Below are 16,383 nucleotides of genomic sequence, written 5' to 3'. Positions count from 1 at the left end.
TCACCCTGTTGGGTTAACGTTTTCTTCATGCATTGTGCGATGGAGGCGTTTCTCATGACTGACTGTCCCGACATTCATCCTCTGGTTCCGGTTCACCTGCGCAAGTCACTGTCACGTGGCATCGCGCGCGAGGCTTTCGAGCTTGCGGCGCGCGATGATGGCGACATGGCGCGCGTCATCGAGGCCACCGCTGGGCTTACCCGCCATGCGTCGAACCAAAGGCGCGTCGGAACGCGGCTGCGCAAGCTGCCGGGTGTGGTACGGGTTGCGCGCAGCGGCGATGGCCTCTCGGTGGCGCTGCGCACCCGGCGCGAGATGATCCTGCTGGACGAGGAGGGAGAGCAGTTTCGCGAAGAGGTCCTTGTCTACACGCGCGTGCGCGTCGCGCCTGCGCCGCATCGTCGACGTTACAGCATGGTACGGGTGTCGTTTTCCCCTCATGCGCTGCAGCGTCTGGTGCAGCGCTCGACCTGCGGCCTTGTCGGATTGCTCAGGTTTATCGATGACGAGGCGATAGCGCTGTTCGGGGGCCGCGGTTTGGTGGAGCAAACTGGCGCGGACAGATGTTACCACCGCTCCGCGCGCTACGATGGGGTCTGGGCCGGGCAAATGGATCGTTCCATGGTCGGCGATCACTGGCCGCTGCGCTATGAAACCGACCGTGACCGGCGTATCCCCACCTTCAGCGTTCGCACCTTCCTGTCGCCCGAGGAAATGTCGCCAAGCCTGTGGCTGGCATGGCAGGGCGATGACAGCCTGTCGATGGCCAGCTGATCGGGCAGGGCGCTGTGAAAACGGCTTGGCAAAAGCACTCGCAGGCTGTACTGCCACCCGTGTTGGGGCGTTCGCGATTCGCGAAGGCCCTATTTCGTCCGAGACGGTGGGTTGGAGCAATCCTGTAATTCCTGCCCGAGACGGGAAGAGACATAACGTTCCGGATACTTGTGTTCCGGCTGCGCGATGCGACGACCCGACTTCGGACCTTTGCGGTCAGGGAAACCTGACCATAACGAGCCGGAGGGGTCTTCCCCCTCCATGAACTGGAGAGAAACTGTGGATAGAGCCCAGAAAGAGAAATTGGTCGATGAACTCGGCCAGATCTTCGCAAGCTCTGGCGTCGTGGTGGTTGCCCGCTACGAGGGTCTCACGGTTGCCGAGATGACGGACCTTCGCTCGCGCGCCAGCGCTGGTGAATCTGCGGTCCGCGTCGCCAAGAACAGGCTCGCCAAGATCGCTCTCGAGGGGACGCCGTGCGAAAGCATTGCTGAGTATCTCGGGGGCATGACCGTTCTCGTCTATTCCGAAGATCCCGTGGCAGCTGCCAAGGTGATCGAGGATTTCGCCAAGGATAACAAGAAACTCGAAGTCCTTGGCGGGAATATGGGCGGGACGGCACTGGACCGTGCCGGTGTTGAGGCCGTGTCGAAGATGCCGTCGCGCGATGAGCTTATTGCTTCCATCGTCGGCTGTATCGGCGCACCCGCCGCGAACATCGCCGGTGCCATTGGCGCACCTGCTTCGAACATCGCCTCCATCCTCTCGACGATCGAGGAAAAGGCGGCGTAAGCGCACCCGAATACCTTCGCGGGAGTCAAGCCCCGCACGTTGGAACACAACTAAACAAACGGAAGTAGCAAAATGGCTGATCTTAAAGCACTTGCTGAGCAAATCGTGGGTCTGACCCTCCTGGAAGCTCAGGAACTGAAAACCATCCTCAAGGACGAGTACGGCATCGAGCCCGCAGCTGGCGGCGCCGTCATGATGGCAGGCCCGGCAGCAGCCGCAGGCGAAGCCGAAGAGGAAAAGACCGAGTTCGACGTGATCCTCAAAGCCGCTGGCGACAAGAAGATCAACGTGATCAAGGAAGTCCGTGGCATCACCGGCCTGGGCCTGAAAGAAGCCAAGGAACTGGTCGAAGCCGGCGGCAAGCCCGTCAAGGAAGGCGTCTCCAAGGCCGAAGCCGAAGAGCTCAAGAAGAAGCTGGAAGAAGCAGGCGCAGAAGTCGAGATCAAGTAATCTCGGTCTGTACCGTTCTTTCGAAAGGCGCCTCGCTTGCGGGGCGCCTTTTTCCATGTCTGGCGGCGGGATATCAGCCGGACTGTTTGGTTGAAACCTGTCCGGGATGGGCGGCAGGGGGCGGCGCGGCGGCAGCGTTGGTGAACTCTTGACGTGCAGGCACAATTCTGAGACTGTCATATGGTTCCGGGCCGCCGATTTTCGTGCGAGGCCCTTGCGTTCGATCTGTTCACACCTTATTTGGGAATTTCCTGCGGCTTCGTGCGATTCGAAGCTGCCGTTCGGCGTTTCGCCGGTCGCCGGATGAGACCCTTGAAAGGAGTGGCGGAAAACTCGGGATGATCAAAGGCATTGCCTGCATCCTGATTCTGTAATCGTCGACAACCCTATTCCCCGACTTGGCAAGCTCCCCCGCTGGGGAGCTTTCCAAGGCAGGGATCGGATCGAGTGACCCGCGGTGGGACGCAGGTCGAGCATGGATCTGATGAATTGCCGTCTCGGATGGAGGCGCGGCCGGTGCCCGACGGCCCGCACCTTCGTTGAGAAGCTGAAAAGGTGACCAACCTCATGGCGCAAAGTTTCCTTGGCCAGAAACGTCTTCGCAGGTACTACGGCAAAATCCGTGAAGTGCTGGAAATGCCGAACCTTATCGAGGTTCAGAAATCCTCTTACCAACTTTTCCTGAAATCCGGCGACCAGCCCCAGCCGTCCGACGGCGAAGGCATCAAGGGCGTTTTCCAATCGGTTTTCCCGATCAAGGATTTCAACGAGACCGCGGTTCTCGAGTTCGTGTCCTACGATCTGGAAAAGCCGAAATACGACACCGAAGAGTGCATGCAGCGCGACATGACTTACAGCGCGCCGCTCAAGGTGACGCTGCGTCTCATCGTGTTCGATGTCGATGAGGATACCGGCGCGAAGTCGGTCAAGGACATCAAGGAACAGGATGTCTTCATGGGCGACATGCCCCTGATGACCCCGAACGGCACGTTCATCGTGAACGGCACCGAACGCGTGATCGTGTCGCAGATGCACCGTTCGCCGGGCGTGTTCTTCGACCATGACAAGGGCAAGACGCACAGCTCGGGCAAGCTGCTGTTCGCCTGCCGGATCATTCCCTACCGCGGCTCGTGGCTCGACTTCGAATTCGACGCCAAGGACATCGTCTTTGCGCGCATCGACCGTCGCCGCAAGCTGCCGGTCACCACGCTTCTGTACGCTCTTGGCCTCGGCCAGGAAGAGATCATGGATGCGTATTACAACACGGTCGATTACACGCTGCGCCGTGGCGAGGGTTGGGTCACCAAGTTCTTCCCCGAGCGTGTGCGCGGCACCCGCCCGACCTATGATCTTGTCGATGCGGATTCGGGCGAAATCATCGCCGAAGCCACCAAGAAGATCACCCCGCGCGCCGTCAAGAAGCTGATCGACGAAGGCAATGTGCAGAACCTGCTGCTGCCGTTCGAGCAGATCATCGGCAAGTTCGTCGCCAAGGACATCATCAACGAAGAGACCGGCGCGATCTACGTCGAGGCTGGCGATGAGCTGACCTGGGTCGTCGACAAGGATGGCGAAGTCACCGGCGGATCGCTCAAGGATCTGATGGATGCGGGCATCACCGACATCCCGGTGCTGGACATCGACAACATCACCGTCGGCCCGTACATGCGCAACACCATGGCGGCAGACAAGAATATGGACCGCAGCGGCGCGCTGATGGACATCTACCGCGTCATGCGTCCGGGCGAGCCGCCCACCGTCGAGGCCGCCTCGGCGCTGTTCGACACGCTGTTCTTTGACAGCGAGCGCTATGACCTGTCGGCCGTGGGCCGGGTCAAGATGAACATGCGCCTTGCGCTTGAAAAGCCTGACACGCAGCGCACGCTGGACCGCGACGATATCGTCAAGTGCATCAAGGCGCTGGTCGATCTGCGCGACGGGCGCGGCGACATCGACGACATTGACCACCTCGGCAACCGCCGCGTGCGCTCTGTCGGTGAGCTGATGGAAAACCAGTACCGCGTTGGCCTGCTGCGCATGGAGCGCGCCATCAAGGAGCGTATGTCCAGCGTCGAGATCGACACTGTCATGCCGCAGGATCTGATCAACGCCAAACCGGCGGCCGCGGCTGTCCGCGAATTCTTCGGCTCTTCGCAGCTGTCGCAGTTCATGGATCAGACCAACCCGCTGTCCGAAGTGACGCACAAGCGTCGCCTGTCGGCTCTCGGGCCGGGCGGTCTGACCCGCGAACGTGCCGGCTTTGAAGTGCGCGACGTGCACCCGACCCACTATGGCCGGATGTGCCCGATTGAAACGCCGGAAGGCCCGAACATCGGTCTGATCAACTCGCTCGCCACATTCGCCCGCGTCAACAAGTACGGTTTCATCGAAACCCCGTATCGCGTGGTCAAGGACAGCCAGGTCACGGACGAAGTCCACTACATGTCCGCGACCGAGGAAATGCGTCACACCGTGGCGCAGGCCAACGCGTCGCTGGACGAGGCTGGCAAGTTCACCAACGAGATGGTCAACACCCGGAAATCGGGCGACTATACGCTGGCCGCACGTGAGGCCGTCGATCTGATCGACGTCTCGCCCAAGCAGCTGGTCTCGGTCGGTGCCTCGCTGATCCCGTTCCTTGAAAACGACGACGCAAACCGCGCCCTGATGGGTGCGAACATGCAGCGTCAGGCGGTTCCGACCCTGCGCGCCGAGGCGCCGCTGGTCGGCACCGGCATCGAAGGCAAGGTCGCCATCGACTCCGGCGCGGCCATTCAGGCCAAGCGCGCGGGCATCGTCGATCAGGTCGACGCTCAGCGGATCGTGATCCGCGCGACGTCCGATCTGGAACTGGGCGACGCCGGGGTGGATATCTACCGGATGCGCAAGTTCCAGCGTTCGAACCAGAACACCTGCATCAACCAGAAGCCTCTGGTGAAAGTGGGTCAGACGGTCGACAAGGGCGAGATCGTGGCCGACGGCCCGTCGACGGATATGGGGGAACTGGCGCTCGGCAAGAACGTCATGGTCGCCTTCATGCCGTGGAATGGCTACAACTACGAAGACTCGATCCTGATCTCCGAGCGCATCGCCCGCGATGACGTGTTCACCTCCGTCCACATCGAGGAATTCGAAGTGGCGGCGCGCGACACCAAGCTCGGGCCGGAAGAGATCACCCGCGACATCCCGAACGTCGGCGAGGAAGCCCTGCGCAACCTCGACGAAGCCGGTATCGTCTACATCGGCGCCGACGTCGAACCGGGCGACATCCTTGTGGGCAAGATCACCCCCAAGGGCGAAAGCCCGATGACGCCGGAAGAAAAGCTGCTGCGCGCCATCTTCGGCGAAAAGGCATCGGATGTGCGCGACACCTCGCTGCGGGTGAAGCCGGGTGATTACGGCACCGTTGTCGAAGTGCGGGTGTTCAACCGTCACGGCGTCGAGAAAGACGAACGTGCGCTGCAGATCGAGCGCGAGGAAGTCGAACGTCTGGCCCGTGACCGGGACGACGAGCTGGCGATCCTTGACCGCAACATCTACGCGCGTCTGCACGATCTGGTCCTTGGCAAGATCGCGGTGAAGGGGCCCAAGGGCGTCCGCCCGAATGCCGAGATCACCGAAGAGCTGCTTGGCACGCTGAGCCGCGGCCAGTGGTGGCAGCTTGCTCTTGCAGAAGAGCAGGACGCGCAGATCGTCGAGGCGCTGCACGAGCAATACGAGGTGCAAAAGCGCACGCTTGATGCCCGCTTCGAAGACAAGGTCGAGAAGGTCCGTCGTGGCGACGACCTGCCGCCGGGTGTGATGAAGATGGTCAAGGTCTTCGTCGCGGTGAAGCGCAAGCTGCAGCCGGGCGACAAGATGGCCGGTCGTCACGGCAACAAGGGTGTCATTTCCCGTGTTGTTCCGATGGAAGACATGCCGTTCCTCGAAGATGGCACGCCGGTCGACTTCTGCCTCAACCCGCTGGGCGTGCCCTCGCGGATGAACGTCGGGCAGATCCTCGAAACCCACATGGGCTGGGCATCGCGCGGTCTTGGCATCAAGATCGACGAGGCGCTTCAGGATTATCGCCGCTCTGGCGACCTGACGCCGGTTCGCGAAGCCATGCGCATCGCCTATGGTGACGAGGTCTACGACGAAGGCATCGAAGGCATGGACGAAGAGCAGCTGGTGGAAGCCGCTGGCAACGTCACCCGCGGCGTTCCCATCGCGACCCCGGTCTTCGACGGCGCCAAGGAAGCCGACATCGATGACGCGCTGCTGCGCGCAGGCTTCGACTCGACGGCGCAGTCGCGTCTGTTCGACGGGCGCACCGGCGACGAGTTCAGCCGCAAGGTGACGGTGGGCATGAAGTACCTGCTCAAGCTGCACCACCTTGTGGATGACAAGATCCACGCGCGTTCGACCGGGCCGTACAGCCTTGTGACCCAGCAGCCGCTGGGTGGTAAGGCGCAGTTCGGTGGCCAGCGTTTCGGGGAGATGGAGGTCTGGGCTCTGGAAGCTTACGGCGCCGCCTACACCCTGCAGGAAATGCTGACCGTGAAATCGGATGACGTCGCAGGGCGGACCAAGGTCTACGAAAGCATCGTCAAGGGCGAGGACAATTACGAGGCGGGCGTTCCCGAGAGCTTCAACGTGCTCGTCAAGGAAGTCCGCGGCCTCGGCCTGAACATGGAACTCCTGGACGCCGAAGGCGGGGAAGAGTGACGAAGGATTTTCCCACGAAAATTCTTCCGAGCCTGAAGTCCCAAGATCTTTCCTCTGAAAGATCTTGGGCGCCCCACCTCACCGGCAACCATGACACAAAGGTTTCGACATGAACCAGGAACTGACGAACAACCCGTTCAACCCGCTGACCCCGCCCAAGGTTTTCGACGAGATCAAGGTCTCGCTCGCCTCCCCGGAGCGGATTCTCAGCTGGTCCTACGGCGAGATCAAGAAGCCCGAGACGATCAACTACCGCACGTTCAAGCCCGAGCGTGACGGCCTGTTCTGCGCGCGCATCTTTGGTCCGATCAAGGACTACGAATGCCTGTGCGGCAAGTACAAGCGCATGAAGTATCGCGGCGTTGTCTGCGAAAAATGCGGCGTAGAAGTTACGCTGCAAAAAGTGCGCCGCGAGCGCATGGGCCACATCGAACTGGCCGCGCCCTGCGCCCATATCTGGTTCCTCAAGTCGCTGCCCTCGCGCATCGGCCTGATGCTGGACATGACGCTGCGCGATCTCGAGCGCGTGCTGTATTTCGAAAACTACGTGGTGATCGAACCTGGCCTGACCGATCTGACCTATGGCCAGATGATGACCGAGGATGAATACCTCGACGCGCAGGACCAGTTCGGCATGGATGCCTTCACCGCCAATATCGGCGCTGAAGCGATCCGCGAGATGCTGGCGGCCATCGATCTCGAAGCCGAGGCCGAGCAGCTGCGCGCCGATCTCAAGGAAGCCACCGGCGAGCTTAAGCCCAAGAAGATCATCAAGCGTCTCAAGGTGGTGGAATCCTTCCTTGAATCCGGCAACCGTCCGGAATGGATGGTCCTGACGGTGATCCCGGTCATCCCGCCCGAGCTGCGCCCGCTGGTGCCGCTGGATGGTGGCCGCTTTGCGACCTCTGACCTGAACGATCTGTATCGCCGGGTGATCAACCGGAACAACCGCCTCAAGCGGCTGATCGAACTGCGCGCGCCCGATATCATCGTGCGCAACGAAAAGCGGATGCTGCAGGAAGCCGTTGACGCGCTGTTCGACAACGGTCGCCGTGGCCGCGTCATCACCGGCGCCAACAAGCGCCCGCTGAAGTCGCTGTCCGACATGCTCAAGGGCAAGCAGGGCCGCTTCCGCCAGAACCTTCTGGGTAAGCGGGTCGACTTCTCGGGCCGTTCGGTCATCGTGACCGGCCCGGAACTGAAGCTGCACCAGTGCGGTCTGCCCAAGAAGATGGCGCTCGAACTGTTCAAGCCGTTCATCTACTCGAGGCTCGAGGCCAAGGGCCTGTCTTCGACGGTCAAGCAGGCCAAGAAGCTGGTCGAAAAAGAGCGCCCCGAAGTCTGGGACATCCTCGACGAGGTCATCCGTGAGCACCCGGTTCTGCTGAACCGCGCGCCCACGCTGCACCGTCTGGGCATTCAGGCGTTTGAACCGCAACTGATCGAAGGCAAGGCGATCCAGCTTCACCCGCTGGTCTGCTCGGCGTTCAACGCCGACTTCGACGGTGACCAGATGGCCGTTCACGTGCCGCTCTCGCTGGAAGCCCAGCTTGAAGCGCGCGTTCTGATGATGTCGACGAACAACGTTCTGTCGCCCGCCAACGGCGCGCCGATCATCGTTCCTTCGCAGGACATGATCCTTGGCATCTACTACGTCACCATCATGCGCGAGGGCATGAAGGGCGAAGGCATGCTGTTCTCGTCCATCGAAGAGGTCGAGCACGCCCTGACCGCTGGCGAAGTGCACCTGCACGCCAAGATCCAGTGCCGGGTCAAGCAGATCGACGAGCATGGCGACGAGATCGTCAAGCGCTACGAGACCACGCCGGGCCGTGTGCGGCTTGGTGCGCTGCTGCCGATGAACGCCAAGGCGCCGTTTGACCTTGTCAACGGGCTGCTGCGCAAGAAGGACGTGCAGAAGGTCATCGACACCGTCTACCGCTACTGCGGTCAGAAAGAGTCGGTCATTTTCTGCGACCAGATTATGTCGATGGGCTTCAAGGAGGCGTTCAAGGCGGGCATCTCCTTCGGCAAGGCCGACATGGTGATCCCGGACAACAAGTGGACTCTGGTCGAGGACACCCGTGATCAGGTCAAGGACTTCGAACAGCAGTACATGGACGGCCTGATCACTCAGGGCGAAAAGTACAACAAGGTGGTCGATGCCTGGTCGAAGTGTAACGACAAGGTCACCGACGCCATGATGAACACCATCTCGGCCAAGAAGACCGATGACAATGGCGCCGAAAAGGAGCCGAACTCGGTTTACATGATGGCGCACTCCGGTGCGCGTGGCTCGGTCACGCAGATGAAGCAGCTGGGCGGGATGCGCGGCCTGATGGCGAAGCCGAACGGCGACATCATCGAAACGCCGATCATCTCGAACTTCAAGGAAGGTCTGACCGTTCTTGAATACTTCAACTCGACCCACGGCGCGCGGAAGGGTCTGTCGGACACCGCTCTGAAGACGGCGAACTCGGGCTACCTGACCCGTCGTCTGGTGGACGTGGCGCAGGACTGCATCGTTCGTCAGCACGATTGCGGCACCGACAACGCCATCACCGCCGAAGCGGCGGTGAATGACGGTGAAGTCGTGGCGAGCCTTGGCGAGCGTCTTCTGGGCCGTGTCGCGGCCGAGGATATCCTGCGTCCGGGCACCGATGAGGTGATCGTGCGTCATGGCCAGCTCATCGACGAGCGCATGGCGGATGCGGTCGAAGAGGCGGCAGTTCAGGTGGCGCGCATCCGTTCGCCGCTGACCTGCGAAGCCGAAGAGGGCGTTTGCGCCATGTGCTACGGGCGTGACCTCGCGCGCGGCACCATGGTCAACACCGGCGAGGCTGTCGGCATCATCGCCGCGCAGTCCATCGGCGAACCGGGCACCCAGCTGACGATGCGGACCTTCCACATCGGCGGCGTTGCGCAGGGTGGCCAGCAGTCCTTCCTCGAAGCCTCGCAAGAAGGCGTGATCGAGTTCGAGAACGCCTCGACGCTCGAGAACGTCCTTGGCGAGACCCTCGTGATGGGCCGCAACATGAAGCTGCGCATCATGGGCGAGGATGGCAAGGAACGTGCCAGCCACAAGCTGGGTTACGGCACCAAGCTGTTCGTCACCGATGGCGGCACCGTGGCACGCGGCGACAAGCTGTTCGAATGGGATCCCTACACCCTGCCGATCATCGCCGAGGCGGATGGTATCGCGCGTCACGTCGACCTTGTTCAGGGTATGGCGGTGCGTGACGAGACCGACGATGCCACCGGCATGTCCCAGAAGATCGTGATCGACTGGCGTGCGGCACCGAAGGGCAACGAGCTCAAGCCCGAGATCATCCTGATGGATGGCGACGGCGAGCCGCTGCGCAACGCCGCTGGCAACCCGATCACCTACCCGATGTCTGTGGACGCGATCCTCAGCTGCGAAGACGGGCAGGAGATCAAGGCCGGTGACGTCGTGGCGCGTATTCCGCGTGAAGGTGCGAAGACCAAGGACATCACCGGTGGTCTGCCGCGTGTGGCCGAACTCTTCGAAGCACGTCGTCCGAAAGACAACGCGATCATCGCGGAAATCGACGGCTACGTGCGCTTTGGCAAGGACTACAAGAACAAGCGCCGCATCGCGATCGATCCGGTCGACGATACGCTTGAGTCCAAGGAATACATGATCCCGAAGGGCAAGCACATCCCGGTGGTCGAAGGCGACTTCGTCCAGAAGGGCGACTACATCATGGACGGCAACCCGGCGCCGCATGACATCCTTGCCATCATGGGTGTCGAGGCTCTGGCGAACTACATGATCGACGAAGTGCAGGACGTGTATCGACTGCAGGGCGTGAAGATCAACGACAAGCACATCGAGGTCATCGTCCGCCAGATGCTGCAAAAGTGGGAGATCTCGGACTCGGGAGATACCACGCTGCTCAAGGGTGAACACGTCGACAAGGCGGAATTCATCGCGGCAAACGAGAAGGCCGAGAAAAAGGGCGGGCGTCCTGCTCAGGGCGAGCCGATCCTTCTGGGGATCACCAAGGCGTCGCTTCAGACCCGGTCGTTCATCTCGGCGGCCTCCTTCCAGGAGACGACGCGCGTGCTGACCGAAGCTTCGGTGCAGGGCAAGCGCGACACGCTCGTGGGCCTCAAGGAGAACGTCATCGTCGGCCGCCTGATCCCGGCGGGCACCGGTGGCGCGACCCAGCGGGTGCGCAAGATCGCAACCGATCGCGACGGCAAGGTCATCGATGTCAAGCGCGCCGAGGCGGATGCCGCGGCCCGTCTGGCCGCGCCCGAGCCCGACATGTCGAGCAGCGACGTCATCGGCGGCGATGAGTTCGACAACCTCGTGGTGGATACGCCGGAAAGCCGCGAGTAATCGCGACCGCCTGAAACGAACCGGGGGCCTCCGCAATGCGGGGGCCCTTTTTCGTTCTGCCGAGGGGCGGAAAATTGTACGTGGTACAACAAATCCTCTTTTCCGGCAGGATGGCTTTGCGTACCGCTTGGCCTATGGTCACCCTTTCCGATAACACCCGCGGCGCGCTGCTGATGATGGGCTCGATGGCAGCGTTCGTGATGGGCGATACCTGCGTCAAGGCCATCGGCACGGCGCTTCCTCTTGGCGAGGTGCTGCTGTTGCGCGGTCTTCTGGCGACCGGGCTGGTGACCCTGCTGGCGTGGCGCCTGACGGCCCTGCGCTTCGATCTGGGACGCCGCGACTGGCTGCTGGTGCTGGCCCGCGCGCTGGCCGAGATCGGCTCTACATGGTTCTATTTCGTGGCGCTGCGCAACATGCCGCTGGCCAATGTGACGGCGCTTTTGCAGATGCTGCCGTTGACGCTGACGCTTGGCTCGGCGGTGGTGTTCCGCGAGCCGGTAGGGTGGCGGCGATGGCTGGCGATCGGGGTAGGGTTCTGCGGAATGCTGCTGATCGTGCGCCCCGGCACCGAGGGGTTCACGGTGTATTCGGTGTCCGCGCTGATCGCGGTCGTGTTCGTGACCATCCGCGATTTGCTGATCCGGCGCATGTCGCGCCATGTGCCGTCGCTGATGGTGGTCTGGGTGGCCTCTGTGGGGGTGATCCTGTTTGCCGGCGCGCTGTCGCTAAGCGAGACATGGGTGCCGCTCGACGGGCGCAGCGGCGGGCTGTTGGCTTTGGCAGCGGTGCTGGTGTCGATGGGCTACAGCCTGTCGGTGATGGTGATGCGCCACGGCGAGGTCAGCTTTACCGCGCCGTTCCGCTATACCGGGCTGGTCTGGGCGCTGGTGCTGGGCCTGCTGGTGTTCGGAGACTGGCCGCACCCGCTGACCCTGATCGGCGCCGCGATCATCGTGGCGACCGGTGTGTTCACGCTGGTGCGCGAAGCGCAGCTGCGCCGCCGTGCGCTGCGTCAGGCAAAGATGCGCCTGATCTGATCGGCATCAATGGCGTACAGCCTGCGGAACTCGGCCTCGCCCTGCGCGTCGAGCCGGGGCAGGGAGACCGGCTTTACATGGGATTTCTGCCGTGAATCATTATGCGCATTGTGGCCGCGCACATACATCGGACGATCGGTGAAGGTGAGCGTCGGCATGAAGCGCAGGATCTTGTTGTGCCCGAAGTTCATGATGCTCTGCCGTACCCGCGGCTGCACCGCCATGGCCTGCGCCACGCCCCAGTAGGGGGTCACGCTTTCCTCGGCGCAGATGCCTTGCGCGTCGGGGCGGGCGACATGGCCCCGGTTCCAGTCAAAGCCCACAAGCCGGTGCTTGGCCAGCAGCGGCAGCACGTCAGAGGCCGCCTCGCGCAGGGTGGCGACGAAATCCACGCTCACCGCATCGTCGTCGTCATGGCGGAACTGCAGGCAAGGTTCGGACAGATCGCGCGCCTCGTTGATGACCTCCTGACAGACGCTCCGATGCGGTCCGGCGGGGCGCGCTACGATGCGCGCCTGCGGGAAATCCGCCAGCAGCGCCTCGAGCCGGGCGCGGTATTGGGTGGGCAGCGACGTGCCCACCAGCACCAGAAACAGGAAGTCTGAATCGGTCTGCGCCTTGAGCCCGGGCAGGCAGATGGCCTCGAAATATGCGAAGCGTTCTTGCATGCGCGCGGGGGCGTAAAGATAGGCCTCGCGAGTCGCCAGATCGTCGTGTTCGACCTGGAATCCTCCCTCGGCAGGCCATGAAAACCGGCAGAAACCGATGACTTGCATTCGGGCAACTCCTCTGCGACACCGCTTTGATGTGCATGGCACCGCAGCATTGCGCTTGCAAGGGCAGGGCGTTGTTGACATGGGGCGCGACTCCTCATATACGCGCCTCAATTCGTCGCGGCCTTAGTCCGTCCGGCGCAATTTACACTACTGAAGCGGTCAAGATCCGGGCCGAAATGCCCCGATCCTCTGTACATCCACCGCGGCGTCCCGATCGGGACGGGTGCGGTGCTTTGCGTCTTTTCTGATGACCGTCAGGGGGCGCGCAAGCCGGTGACCTGCGGACGCGCAGGGCGCCTTGAAATTTGGAACCAGCACGGGCTTCCCGTGCACACATATGTGAGAAACGGGGAAGACACCCATGCCCACGATCCAGCAGCTGATCCGCAAGCCGCGGCAGCCGAAAGTCAAGCGTTCGAAGTCCATGCACCTGCAGGAATGCCCGCAGAAGCGTGGCGTCTGTACGCGCGTCTACACCACCACCCCGAAGAAGCCGAACTCCGCTATGCGGAAGGTTGCCAAGGTTCGCCTGACCAACGGCTTCGAGGTCATCAGCTACATCCCCGGCGAGAGCCACAACCTCCAGGAGCACTCGGTCGTGCTGATCCGTGGCGGCCGTGTGAAAGACCTTCCGGGCGTTCGTTACCACATCCTGCGTGGCGTGCTCGACACCCAGGGTGTCAAGGATCGGAAGCAGCGTCGCTCGAAGTACGGCGCGAAGCGTCCCAAGTAAGAGGATTTACGGATATGTCTCGTCGTCACGCCGCTGAAAAGCGCGATGTCCTGCCCGACGCCAAGTTTGGCGATGTCGTGCTGACCAAATTCATGAATAACCTGATGATCGACGGTAAAAAGTCGGTCGCGGAAAAGATCGTCTACAACGCGCTTGAGCGCGTCGAAGGCAAGATCAAGCGCGCACCCGTGGAAGTGTTCCACGAGGCGCTTGAGAACATCAAGCCGTCCGTCGAAGTGCGTTCGCGCCGCGTCGGTGGTGCCACCTATCAGGTGCCCGTCGAAGTGCGTATCGAGCGTCGCGAAGCGCTGGCCATCCGCTGGCTGATCAACGCATCGCGCGCCCGTAACGAGAACACCATGGAAGAGCGCCTCGCGGGCGAGCTGATCGACGCGGTCCAGTCGCGTGGTGCAGCCGTCAAGAAGCGTGAAGACACGCACAAGATGGCCGACGCAAACAAAGCGTTCAGCCACTACCGCTGGTAACAGAACTTCCCTCCGGAAAGGCAGTCCATTATGGCACGCGAATATCCGCTCACACGTTACCGCAACTTCGGGATCATGGCCCACATCGACGCGGGCAAGACCACGACGACTGAGCGTATCCTCTACTACACCGGCCGCTCGCACAAGATCGGCGAAGTCCATGACGGCGCCGCCACCATGGACTGGATGGAGCAGGAGCAGGAGCGGGGCATCACGATCACCTCGGCTGCCACCACCACCTTCTGGCAGTGGCAGGAAGATCCGACCGAGGAAGGTACCTCGGACACGAAGTTCCGCTACAACATCATCGACACTCCCGGCCACGTTGACTTCACCATCGAAGTCGAGCGTTCGCTGGCCGTGCTTGACGGTGCCATCTGCCTTCTGGACGGGAACGCCGGCGTCGAGCCGCAGACCGAAACCGTGTGGCGTCAGGCTGACCGCTACAAGGTTCCGCGGATCGTCTTCGTCAACAAGATGGACAAGATCGGCGCCGACTTCTTCAACTGCGTGAAGATGATCAAGGATCGCACCGGTGCGATTCCGGTTCCGGTCAACTTCCCGATCGGTGCGGAAGACCAGCTCGAGGGCATCGTCGACCTCGTGACCATGGAAGAGTGGGTGTGGAAGGGTGAAGACCTTGGCGCCTCCTGGACCCGTGGCCCGATCCGCGACGAGCTGAAGGATCTTGCCGACGAGTGGCGCTCGCACCTGATCGAGCACGCGGTCGAGCAGGACGATGCGGCCATGGAAGCCTATCTCGAGGGCGAAGAGCCCGATATCGCAACCCTGCGGAAGCTGATCCGCAAGGGCACGCTGTCGCTGTCCTTCGTTCCGGTTCTGGGTGGCTCGGCGTTCAAGAACAAGGGCGTTCAGCCGCTTCTGAACGGCGTTGTCGACTTCCTCCCCGGTCCGCTCGACGTGCCTGCCTACACGGGCTTCTCGCCGGACGATGAGACGGAAACCCGCAACATCGAGCGTCATGCCGATGATAGCGAGCCGTTCTCGGGCCTCGCGTTCAAGATCATGAACGACCCGTTCGTGGGTACGCTGACCTTCACCCGGATCTATTCCGGGACCTTGAAGAAGGGCGACGGCATCATGAACTCGACCAAGGGCCGCAAAGAGCGCATCGGTCGTATGATGATGATGCACTCGAACAACCGCGAAGAGATCGACGAAGCCTTCGCAGGCGACATCATCGCGCTGGCCGGTCTCAAAGAGACCACCACCGGTGACACCCTGTGCGACGCTCAGAAGCAGGTGGTCCTCGAGACCATGACCTTCCCCGAGCCGGTGATCGAGATCGCGATCGAGCCCAAGACCAAGAACGACCAGGAGAAGATGTCTCAGGGTCTGCAGCGGCTTGCCGCCGAAGATCCGTCCTTCCGCGTCGAGACCGACCTCGAGTCGGGCCAGACCATCATGAAGGGCATGGGCGAACTTCACCTCGACATTCTGGTCGACCGCCTCAAGCGCGAGTTCAAGGTCGACGCAAACATCGGTGCGCCGCAGGTGGCTTATCGCGAGACCATCGGTCACGAGATCGAGCACACCTACACCCACAAGAAGCAGTCGGGTGGTTCGGGTCAGTTCGCCGAAGTGAAGATGGTCATTTCGCCGACAGAAGCTGGCGAAGGCTATTCCTTCGAAAGCAAGATCGTCGGCGGCGCCGTGCCCAAGGAATACATTCCGGGTGTGGAAAAGGGTGTGAAGTCGGTGATGGACTCCGGTCCGCTCGCAGGCTTCCCGGTGATCGACTTCAAGGTGCAGCTGATCGACGGTAAGTTCCACGACGTGGACTCCTCGGTCCTCGCCTTCGAAATCGCCTCGCGGATGTGCATGCGTGAAGGTCTTCGCAAGGCTGGTGCGAAACTGCTCGAGCCGATGATGAAGGTCGAAGTGATCACGCCGGAAGAATACACCGGTTCGATCATCGGCGATCTGACCTCGCGTCGGGGTCAGGTGTCGGGGCAGGACACGCGCGGCAATGCCGTGGCGATCAGCGCCTTCGTTCCGCTGGCCAATATGTTCGGCTACATCAACAACCTGCGCTCGATGTCTTCGGGCCGCGCGCAGTTCTCGATGCAGTTCGACCATTACGACCCGGTTCCGCAGAACATCTCTGACGAGATCCAAGCGAAATACGCATAAGACGGGTGGCGGGGGAAACCCCGCCCTACCCATTCCCGTAGGGTGCGCATCCGCGCATCATCCGACAAGACAGAGGAGCCAATACCATGGCAAAGGAAAAGTTTGC

General features: G+C 61.8%; 10 protein-coding genes. 9 read left to right on the top strand and 1 reads right to left on the bottom strand.

Features of this window, described 5'->3' with window-relative positions:
* The first annotated feature begins 54 nt into the window (after positions 1-54).
* From KO516_RS23430 to KO516_RS23405, 6 genes are all read left to right on the top strand, one after another.
* Positions 55-774 carry a hypothetical protein gene (locus KO516_RS23430; RefSeq protein ID WP_216006210.1) on the top strand — a complete coding sequence of 240 codons (720 nt, stop codon included), beginning with the start codon at positions 55-57 and terminating at the stop codon, positions 772-774.
* 261 nt (positions 775-1,035) lie between these two features.
* A complete protein-coding gene (gene rplJ / locus KO516_RS23425) occupies positions 1,036-1,566 on the top strand; it encodes a 50S ribosomal protein L10 (protein WP_216006209.1) in 531 nt (176 codons plus the stop codon).
* Positions 1,567-1,638: 72 nt separating this feature from the next.
* On the top strand, positions 1,639-2,016 hold the full coding sequence (gene rplL, locus KO516_RS23420) for a 50S ribosomal protein L7/L12 (protein ID WP_216006208.1): 378 nt from the start codon (positions 1,639-1,641) through the stop codon (positions 2,014-2,016).
* 567 nt (positions 2,017-2,583) lie between these two features.
* Entirely contained in the window at positions 2,584-6,723 is a 4,140-nt protein-coding gene (gene rpoB, locus KO516_RS23415) for a DNA-directed RNA polymerase subunit beta (RefSeq protein WP_216006311.1), read from the top strand.
* Positions 6,724-6,832: 109 nt separating this feature from the next.
* Complete coding sequence (rpoC, locus tag KO516_RS23410; protein WP_216006207.1) at positions 6,833-11,089, top strand: DNA-directed RNA polymerase subunit beta'; 4,257 nt, start codon at positions 6,833-6,835, stop codon at positions 11,087-11,089.
* Positions 11,090-11,223: 134 nt separating this feature from the next.
* Complete coding sequence (locus tag KO516_RS23405) at positions 11,224-12,129, top strand: DMT family transporter (protein ID WP_216006206.1); 906 nt, start codon at positions 11,224-11,226, stop codon at positions 12,127-12,129.
* Here KO516_RS23405 and KO516_RS23400 read toward each other — a convergent pair.
* On the bottom strand, positions 12,105-12,905 hold the full coding sequence (locus KO516_RS23400) for a putative rhamnosyl transferase (RefSeq protein WP_216006205.1): 801 nt from the start codon (positions 12,903-12,905) through the stop codon (positions 12,105-12,107). The genes KO516_RS23405 and KO516_RS23400 overlap by 25 nt on opposite strands.
* Positions 12,906-13,266: 361 nt before the next feature.
* On the opposite strand from KO516_RS23400, the gene rpsL reads away from it, so the two are divergent.
* From rpsL to fusA, 3 genes are read left to right on the top strand one after another with little or no spacing between them, the layout of a single operon-like run.
* Positions 13,267-13,638 carry a 30S ribosomal protein S12 gene (gene rpsL / locus KO516_RS23395; RefSeq protein WP_007118826.1) on the top strand — a complete coding sequence of 124 codons (372 nt, stop codon included), beginning with the start codon at positions 13,267-13,269 and terminating at the stop codon, positions 13,636-13,638.
* 14 nt (positions 13,639-13,652) lie between these two features.
* Positions 13,653-14,123, top strand: a complete 471-nt coding sequence (rpsG, locus tag KO516_RS23390) for a 30S ribosomal protein S7 (protein WP_216006204.1) — start codon at positions 13,653-13,655, stop codon at positions 14,121-14,123.
* A 30-nt stretch (positions 14,124-14,153) separates the two neighbouring features.
* Positions 14,154-16,277 carry an elongation factor G gene (gene fusA, locus KO516_RS23385; protein ID WP_216006203.1) on the top strand — a complete coding sequence of 708 codons (2,124 nt, stop codon included), beginning with the start codon at positions 14,154-14,156 and terminating at the stop codon, positions 16,275-16,277.
* Positions 16,278-16,383 lie beyond the last annotated feature (106 nt).

Origin of the sequence: Citreicella sp. C3M06 (assembly GCF_018860705.1) — a bacterium.
Taxonomy (GTDB): Bacteria; Pseudomonadota; Alphaproteobacteria; order Rhodobacterales; family Rhodobacteraceae; genus Salipiger.
This window is presented reverse-complemented; position numbering and strand designations above follow the sequence as displayed.